This window comes from Paenibacillus sp. OAS669 (genome assembly GCF_014873645.1).
Lineage (GTDB): Bacteria > Bacillota > Bacilli > Paenibacillales > NBRC-103111 > Paenibacillus_S > Paenibacillus_S vulneris.
In genome coordinates this window covers 108893-124874 of sequence record NZ_JADBDR010000008.1, presented here as the reverse complement: position 1 = coordinate 124874, position 15982 = coordinate 108893, and the positions used below count along the sequence as shown (strand labels likewise).

The 15982-nt window shown below is 50.2% G+C and carries 14 protein-coding genes and 1 other annotated feature; of the genes, 7 read left to right on the top strand and 7 right to left on the bottom strand.

Features of this window, described 5'->3' with window-relative positions:
* Positions 1 to 14: 14 nt before the first annotated feature.
* Positions 15 to 1034: an extracellular solute-binding protein gene (locus GGC63_RS18775; protein ID WP_192703599.1), complete on the top strand. Its 1020-nt coding sequence runs from the start codon at positions 15 to 17 to the stop codon at positions 1032 to 1034.
* A 152-nt stretch (positions 1035 to 1186) separates the two neighbouring features.
* Here the strand turns inward: GGC63_RS18775 and GGC63_RS18770 are convergent, their stop codons facing one another.
* The 4 genes from GGC63_RS18770 to GGC63_RS18755 all read right to left on the bottom strand — a co-directional run bounded on the left by GGC63_RS18770 (position 1187) and on the right by GGC63_RS18755 (position 6491).
* A complete protein-coding gene (locus tag GGC63_RS18770; protein WP_192703598.1) occupies positions 1187 to 1891 on the bottom strand; it encodes a L,D-transpeptidase family protein in 705 nt (234 codons plus the stop codon).
* Positions 1892 to 2111: 220 nt separating this feature from the next.
* The gene (locus GGC63_RS18765; protein ID WP_192703597.1) at positions 2112 to 4223 is read right to left on the bottom strand and encodes an ABC transporter ATP-binding protein; all 2112 of its coding nucleotides are present in this window, start codon (positions 4221 to 4223) and stop codon (positions 2112 to 2114) included.
* A complete protein-coding gene (locus tag GGC63_RS18760) occupies positions 4220 to 6031 on the bottom strand; it encodes an ABC transporter ATP-binding protein (protein WP_192703596.1) in 1812 nt (603 codons plus the stop codon). The genes GGC63_RS18765 and GGC63_RS18760 overlap by 4 nt, the downstream gene beginning before the upstream one ends.
* A gap of 133 nt (positions 6032 to 6164) precedes the next feature.
* On the bottom strand, positions 6165 to 6491 hold the full coding sequence (locus GGC63_RS18755) for a hypothetical protein (RefSeq protein ID WP_192703595.1): 327 nt from the start codon (positions 6489 to 6491) through the stop codon (positions 6165 to 6167).
* Between the two features lie 266 nt (positions 6492 to 6757).
* Between GGC63_RS18755 and GGC63_RS18750 the strand changes: the two genes are divergently transcribed.
* Complete coding sequence (locus GGC63_RS18750; protein WP_192703594.1) at positions 6758 to 7738, top strand: metal-dependent hydrolase; 981 nt, start codon at positions 6758 to 6760, stop codon at positions 7736 to 7738.
* Positions 7739 to 7964: 226 nt separating this feature from the next.
* On the opposite strand, the gene GGC63_RS18745 is transcribed toward GGC63_RS18750, so the two are convergent.
* Entirely contained in the window at positions 7965 to 8189 is a 225-nt protein-coding gene (locus GGC63_RS18745; protein WP_079912665.1) for an alpha/beta-type small acid-soluble spore protein, read from the bottom strand.
* 150 nt (positions 8190 to 8339) lie between these two features.
* Here GGC63_RS18745 and GGC63_RS18740 point away from each other — a divergent pair, with 150 nt between their 5' ends.
* Positions 8340 to 8525: a DUF5325 family protein gene (locus GGC63_RS18740; RefSeq protein ID WP_079912666.1), complete on the top strand. Its 186-nt coding sequence runs from the start codon at positions 8340 to 8342 to the stop codon at positions 8523 to 8525.
* Here the strand turns inward: GGC63_RS18740 and trpS are convergent.
* Positions 8522 to 9502 carry a tryptophan--tRNA ligase gene (gene trpS / locus GGC63_RS18735; RefSeq protein ID WP_192703593.1) on the bottom strand — a complete coding sequence of 327 codons (981 nt, stop codon included), beginning with the start codon at positions 9500 to 9502 and terminating at the stop codon, positions 8522 to 8524. The genes GGC63_RS18740 and trpS overlap by 4 nt on opposite strands.
* Before the next feature lie 63 nt (positions 9503 to 9565).
* Positions 9566 to 9838: a binding site (T-box leader), on the bottom strand.
* A gap of 178 nt (positions 9839 to 10016) precedes the next feature.
* Between trpS and GGC63_RS18730 the strand changes: the two genes are divergently transcribed.
* The 3 genes from GGC63_RS18730 to GGC63_RS18720 all read left to right on the top strand — a co-directional run bounded on the left by GGC63_RS18730 (position 10017) and on the right by GGC63_RS18720 (position 13592).
* Positions 10017 to 11165 (top strand): permease, encoded by a 1149-nt coding sequence (locus tag GGC63_RS18730; RefSeq protein WP_192703592.1) that lies wholly within the window; start codon positions 10017 to 10019, stop codon positions 11163 to 11165.
* Between the two features lie 15 nt (positions 11166 to 11180).
* Complete coding sequence (locus GGC63_RS18725; RefSeq protein ID WP_192703591.1) at positions 11181 to 12140, top strand: TIGR03943 family putative permease subunit; 960 nt, start codon at positions 11181 to 11183, stop codon at positions 12138 to 12140.
* A gap of 504 nt (positions 12141 to 12644) precedes the next feature.
* Positions 12645 to 13592, top strand: coding sequence for an aldose 1-epimerase (locus GGC63_RS18720; RefSeq protein ID WP_192703590.1), 948 nt, complete (start codon positions 12645 to 12647; stop codon positions 13590 to 13592).
* A 123-nt stretch (positions 13593 to 13715) separates the two neighbouring features.
* Here the strand turns inward: GGC63_RS18720 and GGC63_RS18715 are convergent, their stop codons facing one another.
* Positions 13716 to 15026, bottom strand: a complete 1311-nt coding sequence (locus tag GGC63_RS18715; RefSeq protein ID WP_192703589.1) for an ABC transporter substrate-binding protein — start codon at positions 15024 to 15026, stop codon at positions 13716 to 13718.
* Positions 15027 to 15196: 170 nt separating this feature from the next.
* Between GGC63_RS18715 and GGC63_RS18710 the strand changes: the two genes are divergently transcribed.
* Complete coding sequence (locus GGC63_RS18710) at positions 15197 to 15982, top strand: AraC family transcriptional regulator (RefSeq protein ID WP_192703588.1); 786 nt, start codon at positions 15197 to 15199, stop codon at positions 15980 to 15982.

Here is a 15982-nt window from a genome sequence, read left to right as displayed (position 1 = left end):
GGGAGAGAGACAACATGAGAACAAAGGAATGGCTTATTTTGCTTTCGGCGGCAGTATTGACCTTAGCCGGGTTCATGCTCTTCAGCGAAAAAAAGAGCAACCAGCCTCTTAAGGTGTACGTCGTCTTCCAGGAGGACGAGGGGCGTATCCTGCTCGAGAAGTTTAAGAAGAAGACGGATCAGCCCTATGAGCTCATCCGCATGTCCAGCGGCGAAGCAAGCTATCGTCTCATTGCTATGGGGAAGACGGGAATCGACGTCGTCCTTGGTGGTCCCGCCGACCTGCATGAGCAGCTTAAGAACAAGAACAAATCCTTACGCTACCTCTCTCCCGCCGTAGGCAGCATTCCGTCCAAATATAAGGATAGCGACGGATATTGGACAGGCATGTACATGGGGGCTCTTGCCATCGGCGTCAACCAGACGGTCTGGCAGCATGATCCCAAGCTTGCCTCCCTTCCTCTGCCGGAACAGTACGAAGATCTCCTTCGTCCGGAGCTCGAAGGCAAGATCCAAATTCCCGACCCGGAGACCTCCGGGACCGGCTATACGCTTCTCGCCTCGCTTGCTCAGCAGCGCGGTGAACGTGAAGCGATCGAGCTGATGCAGAAGCTGAAAAAACAAAGCAATTCCACCACCTTCGCCGGGATAACCAGCGCCCAGCGGCTCGCTGAAGGCGAGGTTGCGGCTGTCGTCAGCTTCCTGGGCGACCAGCTGCGGTTCAAAAACTCGGGATATGACATCCTCTCCTCCATCCCGCCACAGGCAGGCTGGGAGATCGGAGGCATCTCCATCCTGAAGGGAGGTAATAACCTTGCCGCCGCAAAGCAGCTGGTCGATTTCATGCTGTCCCGGGAGGTGCAGGCAGACTATATGAATACGGCCTTCTCGTTCCCTGTAACGCCCGATATTCCTGCTAACCCTTTGCTCGCGTCTGTAAAGCTGGAAAACTTATACCCCGCCTACCGATTCGATATAGCCGCCAATGTCCGTGAACGTCTGATCGGCCAATGGCGTGCGGCATTGCAGGAGTAGCCGGGAAAAAACACATAGTGGGGCCAGGCTACGGGGTACTGAAGCAATTTTTCACAATTTCAGGTTTCTCAACAGACTGACCCCGCATAGCGGGGCTTTCTTCGAAGCTGATTCAGGTACTCTGTGCGGTACCCCGATACTCTGGAGCGTAGTTACTCCAACAGACCGAGCTCCTCATACACTTTTCCCGAAACGACTCCATGCTGAATCAAATGGCGGTCTTTCTGAAACTTTTTCAGAGCGGCTGTCGTATCTGAACGAAACTTGCCATTGCAGACTCCGTTAAAATATCCGGCGCTCTTCAAGCGCGACTGGATTAACTGCACATCTCCTCCGACATCGCCTTCCGCAAGTTCCCTCGGATTATGTCCCGGATCCCCTAACACATGTCCGTATATCGTAACCTTGGTTCCGAGAGGAATCAGATCGTACAATTCAATAACACTTCTGTTGCCCATTCGGATGCAGCCGTGACTCAAGTGCTGACCAATGGAATAGGGCTTGTTGGTGCCATGAATACCGTAATTACCCCAGGGCACATTTAACCCGAGCCACCGCGGACCGAACGAAGGGCCCCAGTCCTTCCCTTTGTACACCACCTTGTATTCACCTACGGGTGTCGGTGTCGACGGATTTCCGACCGCAACCGGATAGGTCTTGATGATTATCCCATGCTTACGTACAACAAGACGGTGCTCCCGGGGAAAAACTTCAATCGAATAGACCCCCTCATCCGCTACAATAGGCAGCGACGGATCGGCATGAACGGACCGGAAACAGGCTCCATTGCTAAAGATCAAAATAAATATTGCAAGTACAATGGTCTTAGCCGAAATAGCAGGTAGGCAGCTCTTCATATCTCCGTTGTCACCACTTGTCCCATTTTCATTTTGTCAGTTTAAGTTTGCAACGGATACAATATTTTATTCTCGTTTCTTGGAATACCCAGGCATATAAAAAACTATTCAAGTGCTTTGCGAAGAGAACTATCAACAGGATTAAAAAAAGAACGCAACTGTATCAGCGGCGTTCTTTTTTGATTAGAAAAACAGCAACCGTAAGGAGCAGCTCCATCCATTATTTCGCGGCAGGCATCGGCTTCTGATCCTTATACTGCAGCTCATACAAGCGGTAATAATAACCGCGCTGCGCCAGCAGCTGATAATGGTTGCCGATCTCGCGCACTTTGCCTTTGTGCATGACGACGATTTGGTCGGCATGCTGGATGGTGGACAAACGATGGGCGACGATCAACGTAGTTCTGCCGGCAGAAATGTTATGCAGCGCGTCCTGCACGACGATTTCCGTCTCCGTATCGATGTTGGATGTCGCTTCATCAAGTATAAGAATTTCCGGGCGGAAAGCAATGGCACGGGCGAAGGAGAGCAGCTGCCTCTGACCCAGCGAGAGATTGACTCCGCGCTCTCCGAGGGGAGTCTTGTAGCCTTGCGGCAGCTCACGGATATATTCATCCATGTGTACCATTTGGGCAGCCTCCCTGATCTGCTCGTCGGTAATGTCCTTGTTGTTCAATCGGATATTCGAAGCGATGTCACCGGTGAACAGGAAGACATCCTGCTGCACGATACTGATGCTGCGGCGCAGCTCATCGAGCGGTATATCTCGAATATCGATCCCATCCAAACGGATGCTTCCTTTTTGAATGTCATAGAAACGGTTAATCAGCTGAATAATCGAGCTTTTGCCGGCACCTGTGGCACCGACGAAGGCGATCGTCTGACCGGGCTGAATGGTAAAGCTTACGTCCTTGAGAACCCAATCCTCTCCATTATAGGCAAACCATACGTGATCGAACGTAATTTCGCCGCGGATTGGCTTCGGCAAGCTTTGGGTAACTGGCGCATCCACGATAGAAGGCTTCTCGTCCAGCATATCGAAGATTCTCTCCGCCCCTACCATCGCCGTCTGGATCTGATTATATTTCTCCGCAAGGCTCATGAGCGGCTGGAAAAACTGCCGTACATAATGCGTGAAGGCATAGACGATACCGAAGGTAATTCCGCCTTCAATAACACTTGCGCCACCGTACCATAGCAGAAGGGCAATCGCCACATTCCCCAGAAATCCGATAGCCGGCTGGAAAATCGAGTTGATGATCGTCCCCCGCATCCCGGCGCGGTAATACCCTGTATTATGATGATCGAACTGCTCCCATTGCCGCTCCTCGCGGGTAAATAACTGTGTGATGCGAATTCCGGATAAATTTTCGGCCAGGAACGAGTTCAGGCGCGACAAGATGACTCTAGCGGTTCGCTGCGCTTCCCGAATGACGGAACGGTACCAGAACGTCAGCACCGCCAGGAAAGGAATGACGGCAAACGACAGCAGAGCGAGCTTCATGCTCATCTGCATCATAATGACGATCGTTCCGAGCAAAAAGATGACATCCTTCACCAGGTTGACGACGACCTGAGAGTACAGCTGATTCAAGGATTCCGTATCCTGAGTGACCCTGACGACAAGCCGTCCTACCGGATTCCGGTCAAAATAGGACATCGACATCCGGCTCAAATGATTGAACAACTGCTGCCGGATATTAAAAATAATCGTCTGCCCTGTGTACTGAAGCAGATTGCTCTGCAGGTAATTCAGGATGGAGCCGGTAACCACCGTAAGAAGAAATAATATCCCCAGGGTTGTAAAGCCGCTGTAGTCCTGCTTTTTAAATAGATCCAGAACCTTATCTTCAAGCGGGACCGCTTCATAAACCTGACCGCCCGCAGTAAGCCGCGCCGGGCTGCCATCCCGCTCCAGCTTCACTTCCGTCTGCTGGGCCGGCAGCCATCCGGAGATCATATACTCACGGTCTTCCAAGCTTACGATCTGCTTCTTCTCCGCTCCATCCGGGATAACGGCCTTGGAAGCCGCATCAGGGTCCAGCCGGACATACACCCGGTTATCCCAAGCTGCCTGAGCGCCGCCCAGCGGTTCAAGCTTCTCGGCCTGGCTCTTCTCCACCGCAAGCATCGGCTTGTGCAAGCCGTTAATATGACCGTCGATGGCTATCTTCATTAAATAAGGTCTGGCCAAATCAGCAACCACTATCAGAAACGAGAGCGCAATGCACAGCAGAATCATTTTCCAATATGGCAGAGCATAGGACATCAGCCGGGTCAGCAGCTGGCTGTCTTTGAAGTTCTTAACGTCTTTCTCCTTATGAATATTCATGCCCCTGCCCCCCTCTGGTAAAGCCCGCTGCCATGAATCCCTTCATTCTCCTGTCCCTCTTGCCGTTCGGCTTCTTGATCCAGAAGCTGTTTATGATACATATCCGCATAAATGCCGTTAATGCGAAGCAGCTTCTCATGGGTTCCGGACTCTACGATTTCACCTTCGTCCATCACCACGATCTGATCCGCTGCCTGTACGGAAGAAATCCGGTGGCCGATAATGATCGTCGTCCGCTTGTTCATCACGGACTTCAGCCCCTCAAGAATGAGATCCTCCGTGATCGTGTCCACCGCGGACAAGCTATCATCGAATATAAGGATAGAAGGCTTTTTGATAATTGCCCGGGCAATGCTCACACGCTGCCGCTGGCCCCCTGACAGGGAGATCCCGCGTTCGCCAAGAGCTGTATCGAACTGCTCCGGAAATTCCACGATATTATCGTATACCTGCGCCACCTTGGACGCTTCGATGACCTGCTCATCCGTATACGGCTTCGGATCGAACCCGATATTGTCGCGAATCGTGGATGAGAACAAGAATTGATCCTGCGGAACGATGCCGATTTGGCTGCGGAGCGTTTGCAGCGGAATTTCATGAATATCATTCCCGTCAATAAACACCGTTCCTTTGGGCGGGTTGTACAGCCGGACCAATAGATGGACGAGCGTGCTTTTACCGCTGCCGACTCGTCCGACGATCGCAAGGCTGCTTCCCTTCTTCACCTTCAAGGATATATTCTTGAGCGTAGGCTGCCCCGCCTCCGGGTATGAAAACGTGAGGTTACGGATCTCGATGTCTCCGTCGATGTCCTTAATTCCCTGATTAGCCGACATATCGTCGACGACTTCCGGCTGCGTATTAAATATTTCAAGCAGACGCAGCTCTGATGCTTTTCCGCGCTGCATCAAGTTGACGACCTTGCCCAGATTTTCAATCGGCCCCATCAAAAGCGATAAGTACGTATTGAAAGCGACGAATTCCCCTAGCGTAATGATGTTTTTAAGCACCATAACACCGCCCAGCACGACCGATACAAGAAAGCTGAAGCCAACAATGCCCGAGCTTAGCGCCCCGAACAGCGAGTTGGATTTGACAAACCGGCGGTTCATATCTACCGCATGCTGGTTATCCTGCGTGAACAGCTTGCTTTCTTCCCGCTCCTGTATAAACGCTTTCACAACTCGAATACCCGCTGTGAATTCCTGCACCCGGCTCGTTAAATCCGATATGGCTCTCTGCATGTCCACCGATTGCTGCTGGATCCGCTTGTTAAACTTATAAGCCAGCAGACTTAACAACGGAAGCGGCAGCATGGTAAGCAGTGTCAGCAGCGGATTAACGGACGTGACCATGGCAATGATCGAGATAAGAATCAGCATCATGGATTCCATAATGTTAAAGTAGCCCTGCATCGTAACCTCGCGGACCACCCCCACGTCGCTGATCGCATGCGACATTAGGTCTCCGATTCTCTGGTTGTTGAAATATTGAGCAGACAGCTTCTCCCAATGCTTGAATAGCTCCCCTCTCACCCGCATTTCCAGCATACGGGACAAACGAAACAAGTAAATCCGGCTTGTCGAACGAAAGAAAGCGATTCCCAGACCGACGGCAATCATCCACAAAGCGAACTTGATCGCCTCACTGTAGCTTAATGTCGAACTTTGCAGCTTGTCGGTAAATTGCCCCAGCAGTTGAGGTATCAGCAGCTGCAGCAAGCTCGATATGGACAATAATGCAAACCCCATTAGGTAAGGCCATCGGTTCCTCTTCACATGATCCCAAAAAATATTACGCCTCTCCATCCGTTTTCCCCCCGCGGTATCCCCCATTATGCCTATCTCTTGTAGTCAAAATCGAGTCTTATTGCTAAGCTAATGTTAAGATTACCGCGATTGTTCACAAGTTACCATGGATTTACTTGCTTCAAAGTATGGACTATTTTACTTTTTCAAAATGCCAAATATGGACCTTCTCAATACCTCCCTTAACCCACTCCCCGAGCCGGGACCAGTTGGTACTGTCAAAAGGATTGCGATCGTAGGCTGTCGCTTCCCGCTCTTCTGCCTGCCCTTGTCTGACCTGCTTCAGCAGCTGGTATTGCTCCTTCGACATGTCGTTCCATAATTCGACGAACAAGCCCGGTTGATCGCTTCCTTCAAAGAACTCCACATTTTCGTAAAGTGCCCGAACTTCCGTCACCCACTCTGAATAATTTGACCTGTAAGCGGGTAAGATTTGATATTCCACAAATACTTTAGACATTTTTTCACCTCGTTGCTTTATTTTGATCAATAAAATGATACACTAATAATATGCCTGCGCGCCCGTGCAGCTCAAGTTTAATAACAAAACGGGTGAAGCTGCCCTAATAGTAACGGGCATCCAACAAGAAGCCCAAGCCTATAAGAATCAGGATTTCTTCGGAAAACTCAGTGTATGCTTACGATGCAGGCTTTCCTTCGGAAAGCTCAGTGTATGCTTACGATGCAAGCTTTCCTTCGGAAAGCTCTTAGGAGGAGACAAACATCATGGACAGCGGAACACACCTAGTGATAGGATTCGGACTAGCCGGATTGGCTTACGTCGACCCTATCGTTGCAGCGGACCCTACCGTTTCCACTGCCGTACTAATTGGAACCGTACTTGGATCCCAAGCGCCGGATGCAGATACGCTGCTTCGTCTCAAAGGCAATGCCGTTTATATCAAAAATCACCGCGGGCGTTCTCACTCGCTCCCCGCGCTGCTGATTTGGACGGCGCTCATAACCTTGGGGCTTATGCTCGGATTCAGGGATCTGCCTGTATGGCACGTCGCTATGTGGGTATTCATCGCCGTAGCTTTCCACGTATTCACCGACTTGTTCAATACGTACGGTACCCAGGCCATAAGGCCCTTCTCGGAAAAATGGATTTCATGGAACATCATTCATATTTTTGATCCGGTTATTTTCATTTCCCACCTTATCGCCATCTTCATGTGGTCGGTCCATTTGGCCCGTCCGGAAGTGATTTTTCCAATTTTATACGCTGCTTTGGCTGTGTATTATATTTGGCGATCGTGGTATCATCATTACTTGGAGTCTCATTTGTACGAGAAGGATTCCCGTTACGAGAAAGGGGACCGCTATTACCTGATCCCGACCTTTCATTTGTACGTATGGCAAATCGTCAAGAAAAAAGTTAACGGTCACTTCGTTCTGGGAGAATACAAGCATAATCAGATTAAATGGATAGACACGACATCATGCGCGTCGCATCCCGCCGTCGAAGCTTCCAAACAGCATAAGGACATCGCATCCTTCCTGTACTTTTCCTCCTTCGCTTGCGCAGAATTAAGGCATCATGACTGGGGATATGAAGTGAGATGGATCGACGTGCGGTACCGGCACCGGAGACAATATCCTTTCGTTGCCGTAGTTACCATGGACAAGGAATTTCAATTTCTCGATTCCTATGTGGGCTGGCTGAGTGATTCCAGACTGGAGAAAAAATTGCGGGTCAATACGTAAGCGGCACAAGAAAGAAGCTGGGGCGTACTTGCTTCTCTCGACCTGCCAGATTCGTTAACGTTCGACAGGGCTGCTGCGACAGCCCTTTTTCTTTTCTCCCACTGAGCTTAGTCAGGCTGCATTCGGCAATTGTTCCACAAGCAACAAAATTCATCGACAAAAAAGCCCAAGGATTTCTCCTTGAGCTTCTATGATGATACGTTGTTTCGAAGCAAACCATTCTCGATTAACGGAATTGACCTGCCAGCGATTGCTCGGCGATTTGTACCAGACGACGAGTGATGTGACCACCGATCGCGCCTGTGTCACGAGTTGCCATGTAACCATAGTACCCGTCTTGTGGGATTTGAATACCCAACTCTTGCGCTACTTCGAACTTCAGTTGGTCTAAAGCTTGGTTCGCTTGAGGTACGACTAGTTGGTTGCTGCTGCGGGATTGTCCTTGTGCCATGATGATCAGCACTCCTTTCAATCTGAATGATATCTTTGATGTATTTGCAAGCTTGCAAAGTTATTATGTGACGTACACCAAAAACTATTCACTCATTTTGAAAAATGTTTTTGATTTTCAAATACTCTTGAGAAAGGCGGTGCTTTCCGCATGAACAAAGGACTAGCTCTCTTCTTCGCCATCGTAGGAGCCTTGCTTCTGGCCTGCATCAGTCTTGGACTGAGTCTCGGGAACATATGGCTCGTTATCCTCTTCACGGTCCTGTCCGTAGGCTTTATCGGCTTCGGCTTTGTCGTCAAAGCGAGAATGAGAAGACGCAACGGCAACGAAGGCTAGAGGATGAAGCCCATTTTTTCTTTTACGGTATTCAAGATTTTCTCCGCTTCCACCGAGGCGCGTTCTGCCCCTTGGCGTAAAATTTGACGAATCTCGCCGGATTTGCGGATATCGTAATATTTTTGCTGAATCGGCTCCAGATGGGCGACAACCTGCTCGGCCAGTTCTTTTTTGAACGGTCCGTAGCCTTGTCCTTCGTACTGGGCTTCGATCTCGGCAATAGACTTGTTGGAGCATTGAGCATAGATACTCATCAAGTTACTAACCTCAGGCTTGTTCTGAGGATCAAATTTCACTTCTCGGCCCGAGTCGGTTACGGCTCGGCTTATTTTTTTGCGGATGACATCCGGCGCATCGAGCATAGCGATAAAGCTGCCTTGGTTCGCGCTGCTCTTGCTCATTTTCTTCGATGCATCGTCCAGGGACATGATCCGTGCTCCAACCTTCGGAATGTAAGGCTCCGGAATGGTGAACGTATCTCCGTAGCGTTGATTGAAGCGGTGAGCCAGGTCACGGGTCAGCTCCAGATGCTGCTTCTGGTCATCGCCTACAGGCACCAGGTCGGCGTTGTACAGCAAAATGTCTGCTGCCATCAGGGAAGGATAAGTGAACAAGCCCGCTCCTACGGAATCTTTGCCGGCCGCTTTATCCTTAAACTGCGTCATTCTCTCCAGCTCGCCTATATACGTGAGCGTCGTCATCAACCATCCGAGCTCCGCGTGCTGATGCACCTGCGATTGCAAGAATACAGTTGCTTTGGCCGGATCTATGCCCGCCGCGATGTACAGGGCGGCAACGGCTTCCGATTGCTCGCGAAGCGCCGCGGGATCCTGCGGAACCGTTATCGCATGCAAATCCACAACCATAAAGTAACAGTCGTGTGTATGCTGAAGCTCCACGTAATTTTTCATCGCTCCGATATAGTTGCCCAAGGTGGGCAAACCGCTCGGCTGCATGCCGGATAATACTCTTTTCATCTTCATTTCCTCCTTGTGATTCTTGGTTACCCATGTTTGCCACGCAAAAAAGGCCCTTCCGCCGCAAGGGACGAAGGACCGTGGTGCCACCCTAATTTGCCTGATGATAGACATGTTATGCTTCTATTTCATCAAGCCTTAATCTCTTGTAACGGAGAGTACCCGGACCAGCCTAGGACCCGGAGCGCCAAGCTATCCTACGCTTGTTCTCTACTTCCGAGTCGTTCAACCGTCAGCTCAAGGACCCATTCAACGCCAGCTATCTACCGGTTCACAGCAGCCACCGGCTCTCTGAAAGACTCGTTGTCGTCTACTTGCTCCTGTCATTGCTTGTACCTGTTATGTTGAACAGTTTGCTTCTTGTTATCATAAACAAACGTTCCTTCCGTGTCAATCCTCCGGCGTCTGCACGTTATTTTCATGACAATTTTTCCGTTTCGCCTGTCCTATATACCACTCGTCCCGCATATTATATAATAATAATTATTACGAATTAGAAAGGGAGAAATGTCCATTGCAAACGACGCTCATGCGCTGGGGCACCAATATCCTTGCCCTGCTATGCATTATCATGCTTCTGCTAATTTATACTCAGAAGCAGCCGCCGGATCTCAGCTTTTTTCACAGCGCCGAAATGCAAAGCTTCAAAACGCTGTTCTTGAGCATCATCCTGGAGGCGTTCCCTTTCGTTCTGCTTGGCGTGCTGGTCTCAGCCCTCCTGCAAATGTTCGTCTCCGAGCAGACCATACGGCGCCTGGTGCCCAAAAACCCGGTCCTCGGCATCCTGTTTGCGTGCGTGGTCGGCATCATTTTTCCCTTATGCGAATGCGGAATGATCCCCGTGATCCGGCGTCTGATGAAAAAAGGAATGCCCGTCTATGTAGCTGTTGTCTTTATTCTGGTGGGGCCAATCATTAATCCCGTCGTCTACGCCTCCACCTACATGGCGTTCCGCAGCCGTCCGGAAATCGCGTATTCCCGCATGGGGCTTGCCTTTATCGTCGCTCTCGCACTCGGGCTGATCGTGAACAGGTTTATTAAAAGCGATCCGCTTCGCGGCAGTCTGTCCGCAGCCGCGGGAGGACATCATCATGAGCCGCATACGCACGGGCATGACGTCCACCATCATCACGAGCATAACGTACATAACCATGATCATGCTGCCCATAACCACGATCACCAGCACGATCATGAACCTAACGGACATCGTCATACTCACTCGCACTCCCATTCCCATTCCCATACCGGTATCACGGGCCGATTGTTCGGCGTGCTCGGCCACGCGTCGGATGAATTTTTCGATATGGGCAAATATTTGATCCTCGGCGCCATGATCACAGCCGCGATACAGACGGTCGTTTCGCGCGAAAGTCTCATGTCCATAGGCCAGGGAGACTTCCAATCCCATTTGTTTATGATGGGTCTGGCCTTTGTCCTGTCCTTGTGCTCGACCTCGGACGCTTTTGTAGCTTCCTCCTTTGCGACGACCTTCTCTGCGGGCTCGCTGCTGACCTTCCTTGTGTTTGGTCCTATGCTGGACATTAAGAGCATGCTGATGCTGCTGTCCGCTTTTAAAACAAAATTCGTGCTGAAGCTATCCGCCCTTATCATTGTTGTTGTGCTTGTATGCTCTTTGGTATTCGAACGAATATTTTTGACCTAAAAGGAGCGTGACCCTGTGAGTCCGCGATTGTTAAGTCTGCATCACCTTATTAAATCCGCGATCCTGTTCGGGTTCGCCATGTACATCGTCTATCTGGTCAAAACGGATAACATTCTGTACTACATAGCCCCCCGGATGATTGATTATGTCAAATGGTCTGCCTTAGGCTTATATGCCATTGCCATTTATCAAGTGTACCTCGGCATCAGCTCCTTATGGAGAAGGAATGCCGCCGAGTGCGACTGCGGCCATGACCATACTCCCTCTTCGTCCTTTCTCAAAAACACGGCCATTTACGGCCTGTTCGCCGTCCCGTTGTTGTTCGGCTTCCTGCTGCCGGATACGTCAATGGGAAGCAGTCTTGCCGCCAAAAAAGGGATGAACCTCAGCAGCTCCAGCAGCGTCAAGAAGGACGCCGTCAGCTCGGCTCCTGTTCCTTCGGCTTCCCCATCGGGTTCGGGCTCATCCGAAGCGGCATCTCCCGCAGCGCCGGCAAGCCCCAAATCGGAAGCCGCGGAGCCTGCGAATTCGGACGATCTGTTCCCATCGGATAAATTTACGGCACAGTATGCCAAATTCGCCAAGCAAATCTACAAATCCGATCTCATTCGTGTTAAGGAAGATCTGTACCTGGAGACATTGACTACGGTCGATTTGTATATGGATCGTTTTATCGGCAAAAAGATGGAGCTCACCGGCTTTGTCTACCGGCAGGAGGAAATGAAATCGAACCAGTTCGTCGTCGGCCGCTTCTCCGTTTCCTGCTGCTCGGCCGACGCTGCTCCGTTCGGCGTCCTCGTCGAATACGATCGGGCGGCCTCGTTCGCCGATGATTCCTGGGTTACGGTCACTGGGACCATTCAAAAAACAAAATATAACGATATGGACATTATGCTGCTCAAGGTTGAAAAAATCGCCAAAGCCGAGCCGTCCAAATCGCAGTATGTTTATCCGAATTTTGAATTTGGAACATGATGGGAAGCAAAAAGCCGGGCTTTATGAGCTCGGCTCAGTCTGTTGAGACTGGAGCTTGAAATGTAGTCAAATATTCCGGTCGGGTATGCCCCTCCAGCCGCTGTTGAAACCCGTGAAAAGTGATTAGATTTAGTGGTATTTTCACGGGTTTCAAAGGCGGACGTAAACTCCTCCGAGGCACACCCCACCTCCATATTTGCATATTTCACGCAGAAACAGGTCTCAAAACAACCTAATCCGAGCTTATTGGCTCAGTTTTTGCTTGTGTAGGGAGCTAGTAGTAACGCGGTGTCATCCGCGTTATAGCTCCTATGTTAGCGCTGTACGGCGGCACCTGACGTTGGTCAACCACATGCGTTGCATGTGCTAAGAGCACAGCCCCTCGCTTCTCTGGGTCGAAGCATTGCATCATGACAGACCGGACCTGCTTTGATACAATAAAGCATAAGTAAGCTTAGCGATACATACCACCTTTCATTCTTAAACCAAAAAGGAGTTATCCCCATGATCAAGCAAATAGACTGGCAAGGAACACCGGCCTACACCCTGGAGAACGATAAGCTGATCGTCTCGATCTGCCCTGCGCTCGGCAACAACGTATACAGCATCTGGGACAAAACTCTCGACCGCGAAATGCTTCGCGTCCCGGCTTCGCCTGCGGAATTGGAGCAGCAGCCGGTCCAATTCGGGACGCCGATCCTGATGCCGCCGAACCGCATTCGGGAAGGGCGCTTTCAATTTCATGGACAATCGTATCAATTCGATGTGAATCATGTGACCGGCAATCATATTCACGGCATGCTCCGCAGCCAGTCTTGGACGGTGGCTGATTCCGGGAGCAAAGATGGAGGCCTGTTCATCACCTCTACGATCCGCCTGGCCGATGACGCCAACGTTCAACGGCAATATCCGCATCCTTTGGAGCTGGAGGTTACCTATGTACTGGAAGGCAGCCGGCTGAACCAGGTTTTGAAGGTTCGCAACACCGGCTCGACGCCTGCCCCGTTCGGCTATGGGCTTCATACGTGGTTCCTGCTGGACGGAGAACCGGACAAGTGGAAGCTGACCTTGCCTGTCAGCGGCATCTGGCAGCTTGATGAAGCGAATCTCCCTACCGGTGAAATTACCCCGCTGGGACAATATGAGTCGCTGCGTGAAGGCGCAGCACTACAAGGTCATAACCTGGATACAGTCTTCCAGATCGGCGACAATCCTTGTCTGGCCGTCCTGTCCAAGGAAAATGTAGAGATTCGCTACAGCGGCTCCGAGCTGTTCAAGCAATGGGTCATTTATACCAAAGGGGAAGCTCATGATTTCATCTGTCTGGAGCCTTACACATGGGTTACGAATGCGCCGAATATCGACCTCCCTGCCGACATCACCGGCTTGCGCGGGATCGAGCCTGGCGCAGCCCTGGAGCTAGAAGTGACTCTCGAAGTCATTTACAAATAGACACCTCCACAAATCGACCCTCGCAGTGAACCGCAATTTATAAATGCTGATGTTAAAGATAAAGAGACAGTGACCTGGAAGCAGAATCCTGCTTAAGGCACCGTCTCTTTTTTCAACACAACGTCACTGCTTCCCTACCTCGATAATGTATTTATCCCCTTTTTCCCCCGCCTCTCTCAAGACGGTATTGATGTCCTTGTTCTCAGTAACCATGGACTTGGCGGCTTCCTTCAGGAAGGAATACATTTTGGTATCATATTGGGTAGCTTCCGGAAGAGGAGCTGGCTTCGCGGCGAAAATACCGGCCAAATTTTTCCCCTCATACAGCTTGGTGTCGCTCGAGAACTGCTTTTTCAAATTAGCATCCTTGAGAATCGTAAGTCGAATCCCTTTATTCATCGACTTTTGCACGTCTTCGTTGATCAAAGTTTGAATGGCCGCGAAGGCAGCGTCTTTATTTTTGCTGGTTGGTGTGATCATTGCCATATGAAAGTCGATTTCCCGTCCAAGTCCGGGCTTATCGTCAAAGGAAGGGAACGATACGATATCCCAGTTGAAATCCTTACCCGCCTCCTTCAGCTGCGGCAGCCGGGTCGTTAAGTTGGCGATCCAATACGGGTACATAGCCAGCTTCTGATCCTTCAGGAAATAATCGATGCCGTACGTATACTTCTTATTGCCGTCAACGATTCCCGGAATTTGATACAGCTGGTCGTATAAGCCGAACACTTTTTTATAAGGATCACCGGTAAGTACCGTCTTCTCCTGCTTCTCATCGACGACCGGAAGCGAATAGGCGCGGCTTAGCACCTGCGGATCTCCCATATCCAGACCGACATACTGAGTCCCCTGCTCGAATCGGGTTACTTTGCGCGCAAGCTCAATCACTTCGTTCCATGTCATGTTATCCTTAGGATAAGGAATCGCAAATTTATCGAAAATATCTTTGTTGTAAGCCATGACCCCATAATTCATGGCGTAAGGTATGCCATAGATCTCGCCTTTAGGACCGAACTTTTTGAGCAAATTGACCGCTTCCGGCTCCAGCACGTTGAAATCGACATTTTGCTGCTTGATTCGGTCGCTCAGATCAATACCCAGATTTTGCTTCAGCAAATCATGTAAATAATAATTGCTCGTTAAAATGACATCAGGCAGCTGGTCCGCCGTAATGAGCTTATCCAAAGAGCTGCCCGATACCAGCTGCACGTCGATGTTCGGGTATTTCGCCTTAACCGGCTTCGTCACGAGCGATTCCAAATCGGCGTCGCTTAATATCCCAGCATTATGATTATAAAAGGTTAAGGTAACCGGCTCATTATTATACACATTTTGGCTATTACCTGAATTTTTCGACTCATTGCCTCCGCATCCGGAAAGCAGCAAAACCATGACCAAACCTAACCCTGCACATCCTCGAACTTTGTTCCTCATTCTTATTCAGAGCCCCCCATTTTGTCCATTTTACAAGGAATCAACACCATATATTGCCTGGATGAAATTATCGGCTGACCTCCTCATGCTAACCTACATTGCCAACCATTGGAATGATCAATATAATTAAAACATGAACTATCGTGTCATTTCGTTGTATGGGGGAGCCAATGGAAAAAACAGTCCTTTTATGCGGGTATTCTTATCATCTTCAGAGGGTGAAACGAGGGGATAAGCGATTCGGTTTGGACAGCTATCTGCTTCGTCTTCAGACGGAGGGAACAAGCAGGGCGGAGATTGAGGGGGAAGATGTCAAGATGGAACCGGGGGACCTCATTCTGCTGAAGCCCGGGTCTTCTTATCAGCTTGAGGTTGATACAACGAACGGCAGCGGGGATTACTACCTGTTCTGTCATGGGGAGTGGATGGATGAATGGTGGAGCCGTTACCCCAAGCCGATCAAGTCCCGCATAAAAATCGGCGAAGCCGTCCTTCACCCATGGAGACAGATTATTAAGGAAACGCGGCGCTTGAACGAAGAGAACCAGGAATTAACCGACTATTTGCTTCGGGTACTCTGCCTTTCCATTGACCGTGCCGTCACAGACACCAGCGCATCCTACAGCAGAGCCGTAACTGCCTTAAAAATGAAGCAATACATCGAAGAGCATGCCCACCAAGCCTTTAAAGTTGAGGATGTTGCCCGGCATGCCTGCTTAAGTGTTTCACGGGCCTCCCATTTCTTTAAGGAATGCTATGGGAAAACTATGGTGGAATACGCTTTGGAATATCGTCTGGCTACAGCTTTGGAACGCATGAGACATACCGGAATGTCGATGGAAAGCATCGCGGAGAGCTGCGGATTTGGAAGCTATACGTACTTTCATCGGGTATTCAAAAGCAAATTCGGTCTGTCCCCGTCCCATTTCCGCAAGCTTGAAAAGTCCTTCCGGTAA

Coding starts and splice junctions, on each gene's coding strand:
- GGC63_RS18750 (WP_192703594.1), top strand. CDS start 6,758: ATGGACAGCGGAACACACCTAGTGATAGGATTCGGACTAGCCGGATTG.
- GGC63_RS18715 (WP_192703589.1), bottom strand. CDS start 15,026: ATGAGGAACAAAGTTCGAGGATGTGCAGGGTTAGGTTTGGTCATGGTT.
- GGC63_RS18740 (WP_079912666.1), top strand. CDS start 8,340: ATGAACAAAGGACTAGCTCTCTTCTTCGCCATCGTAGGAGCCTTGCTT.
- GGC63_RS18770 (WP_192703598.1), bottom strand. CDS start 1,891: ATGAAGAGCTGCCTACCTGCTATTTCGGCTAAGACCATTGTACTTGCA.
- GGC63_RS18745 (WP_079912665.1), bottom strand. CDS start 8,189: ATGGCACAAGGACAATCCCGCAGCAGCAACCAACTAGTCGTACCTCAA.
- GGC63_RS18755 (WP_192703595.1), bottom strand. CDS start 6,491: ATGTCTAAAGTATTTGTGGAATATCAAATCTTACCCGCTTACAGGTCA.
- GGC63_RS18775 (WP_192703599.1), top strand. CDS start 15: ATGAGAACAAAGGAATGGCTTATTTTGCTTTCGGCGGCAGTATTGACC.
- GGC63_RS18765 (WP_192703597.1), bottom strand. CDS start 4,223: ATGAATATTCATAAGGAGAAAGACGTTAAGAACTTCAAAGACAGCCAG.
- GGC63_RS18710 (WP_192703588.1), top strand. CDS start 15,197: ATGGAAAAAACAGTCCTTTTATGCGGGTATTCTTATCATCTTCAGAGG.
- GGC63_RS18720 (WP_192703590.1), top strand. CDS start 12,645: ATGATCAAGCAAATAGACTGGCAAGGAACACCGGCCTACACCCTGGAG.
- GGC63_RS18760 (WP_192703596.1), bottom strand. CDS start 6,031: ATGGAGAGGCGTAATATTTTTTGGGATCATGTGAAGAGGAACCGATGG.
- trpS (WP_192703593.1), bottom strand. CDS start 9,502: ATGAAAAGAGTATTATCCGGCATGCAGCCGAGCGGTTTGCCCACCTTG.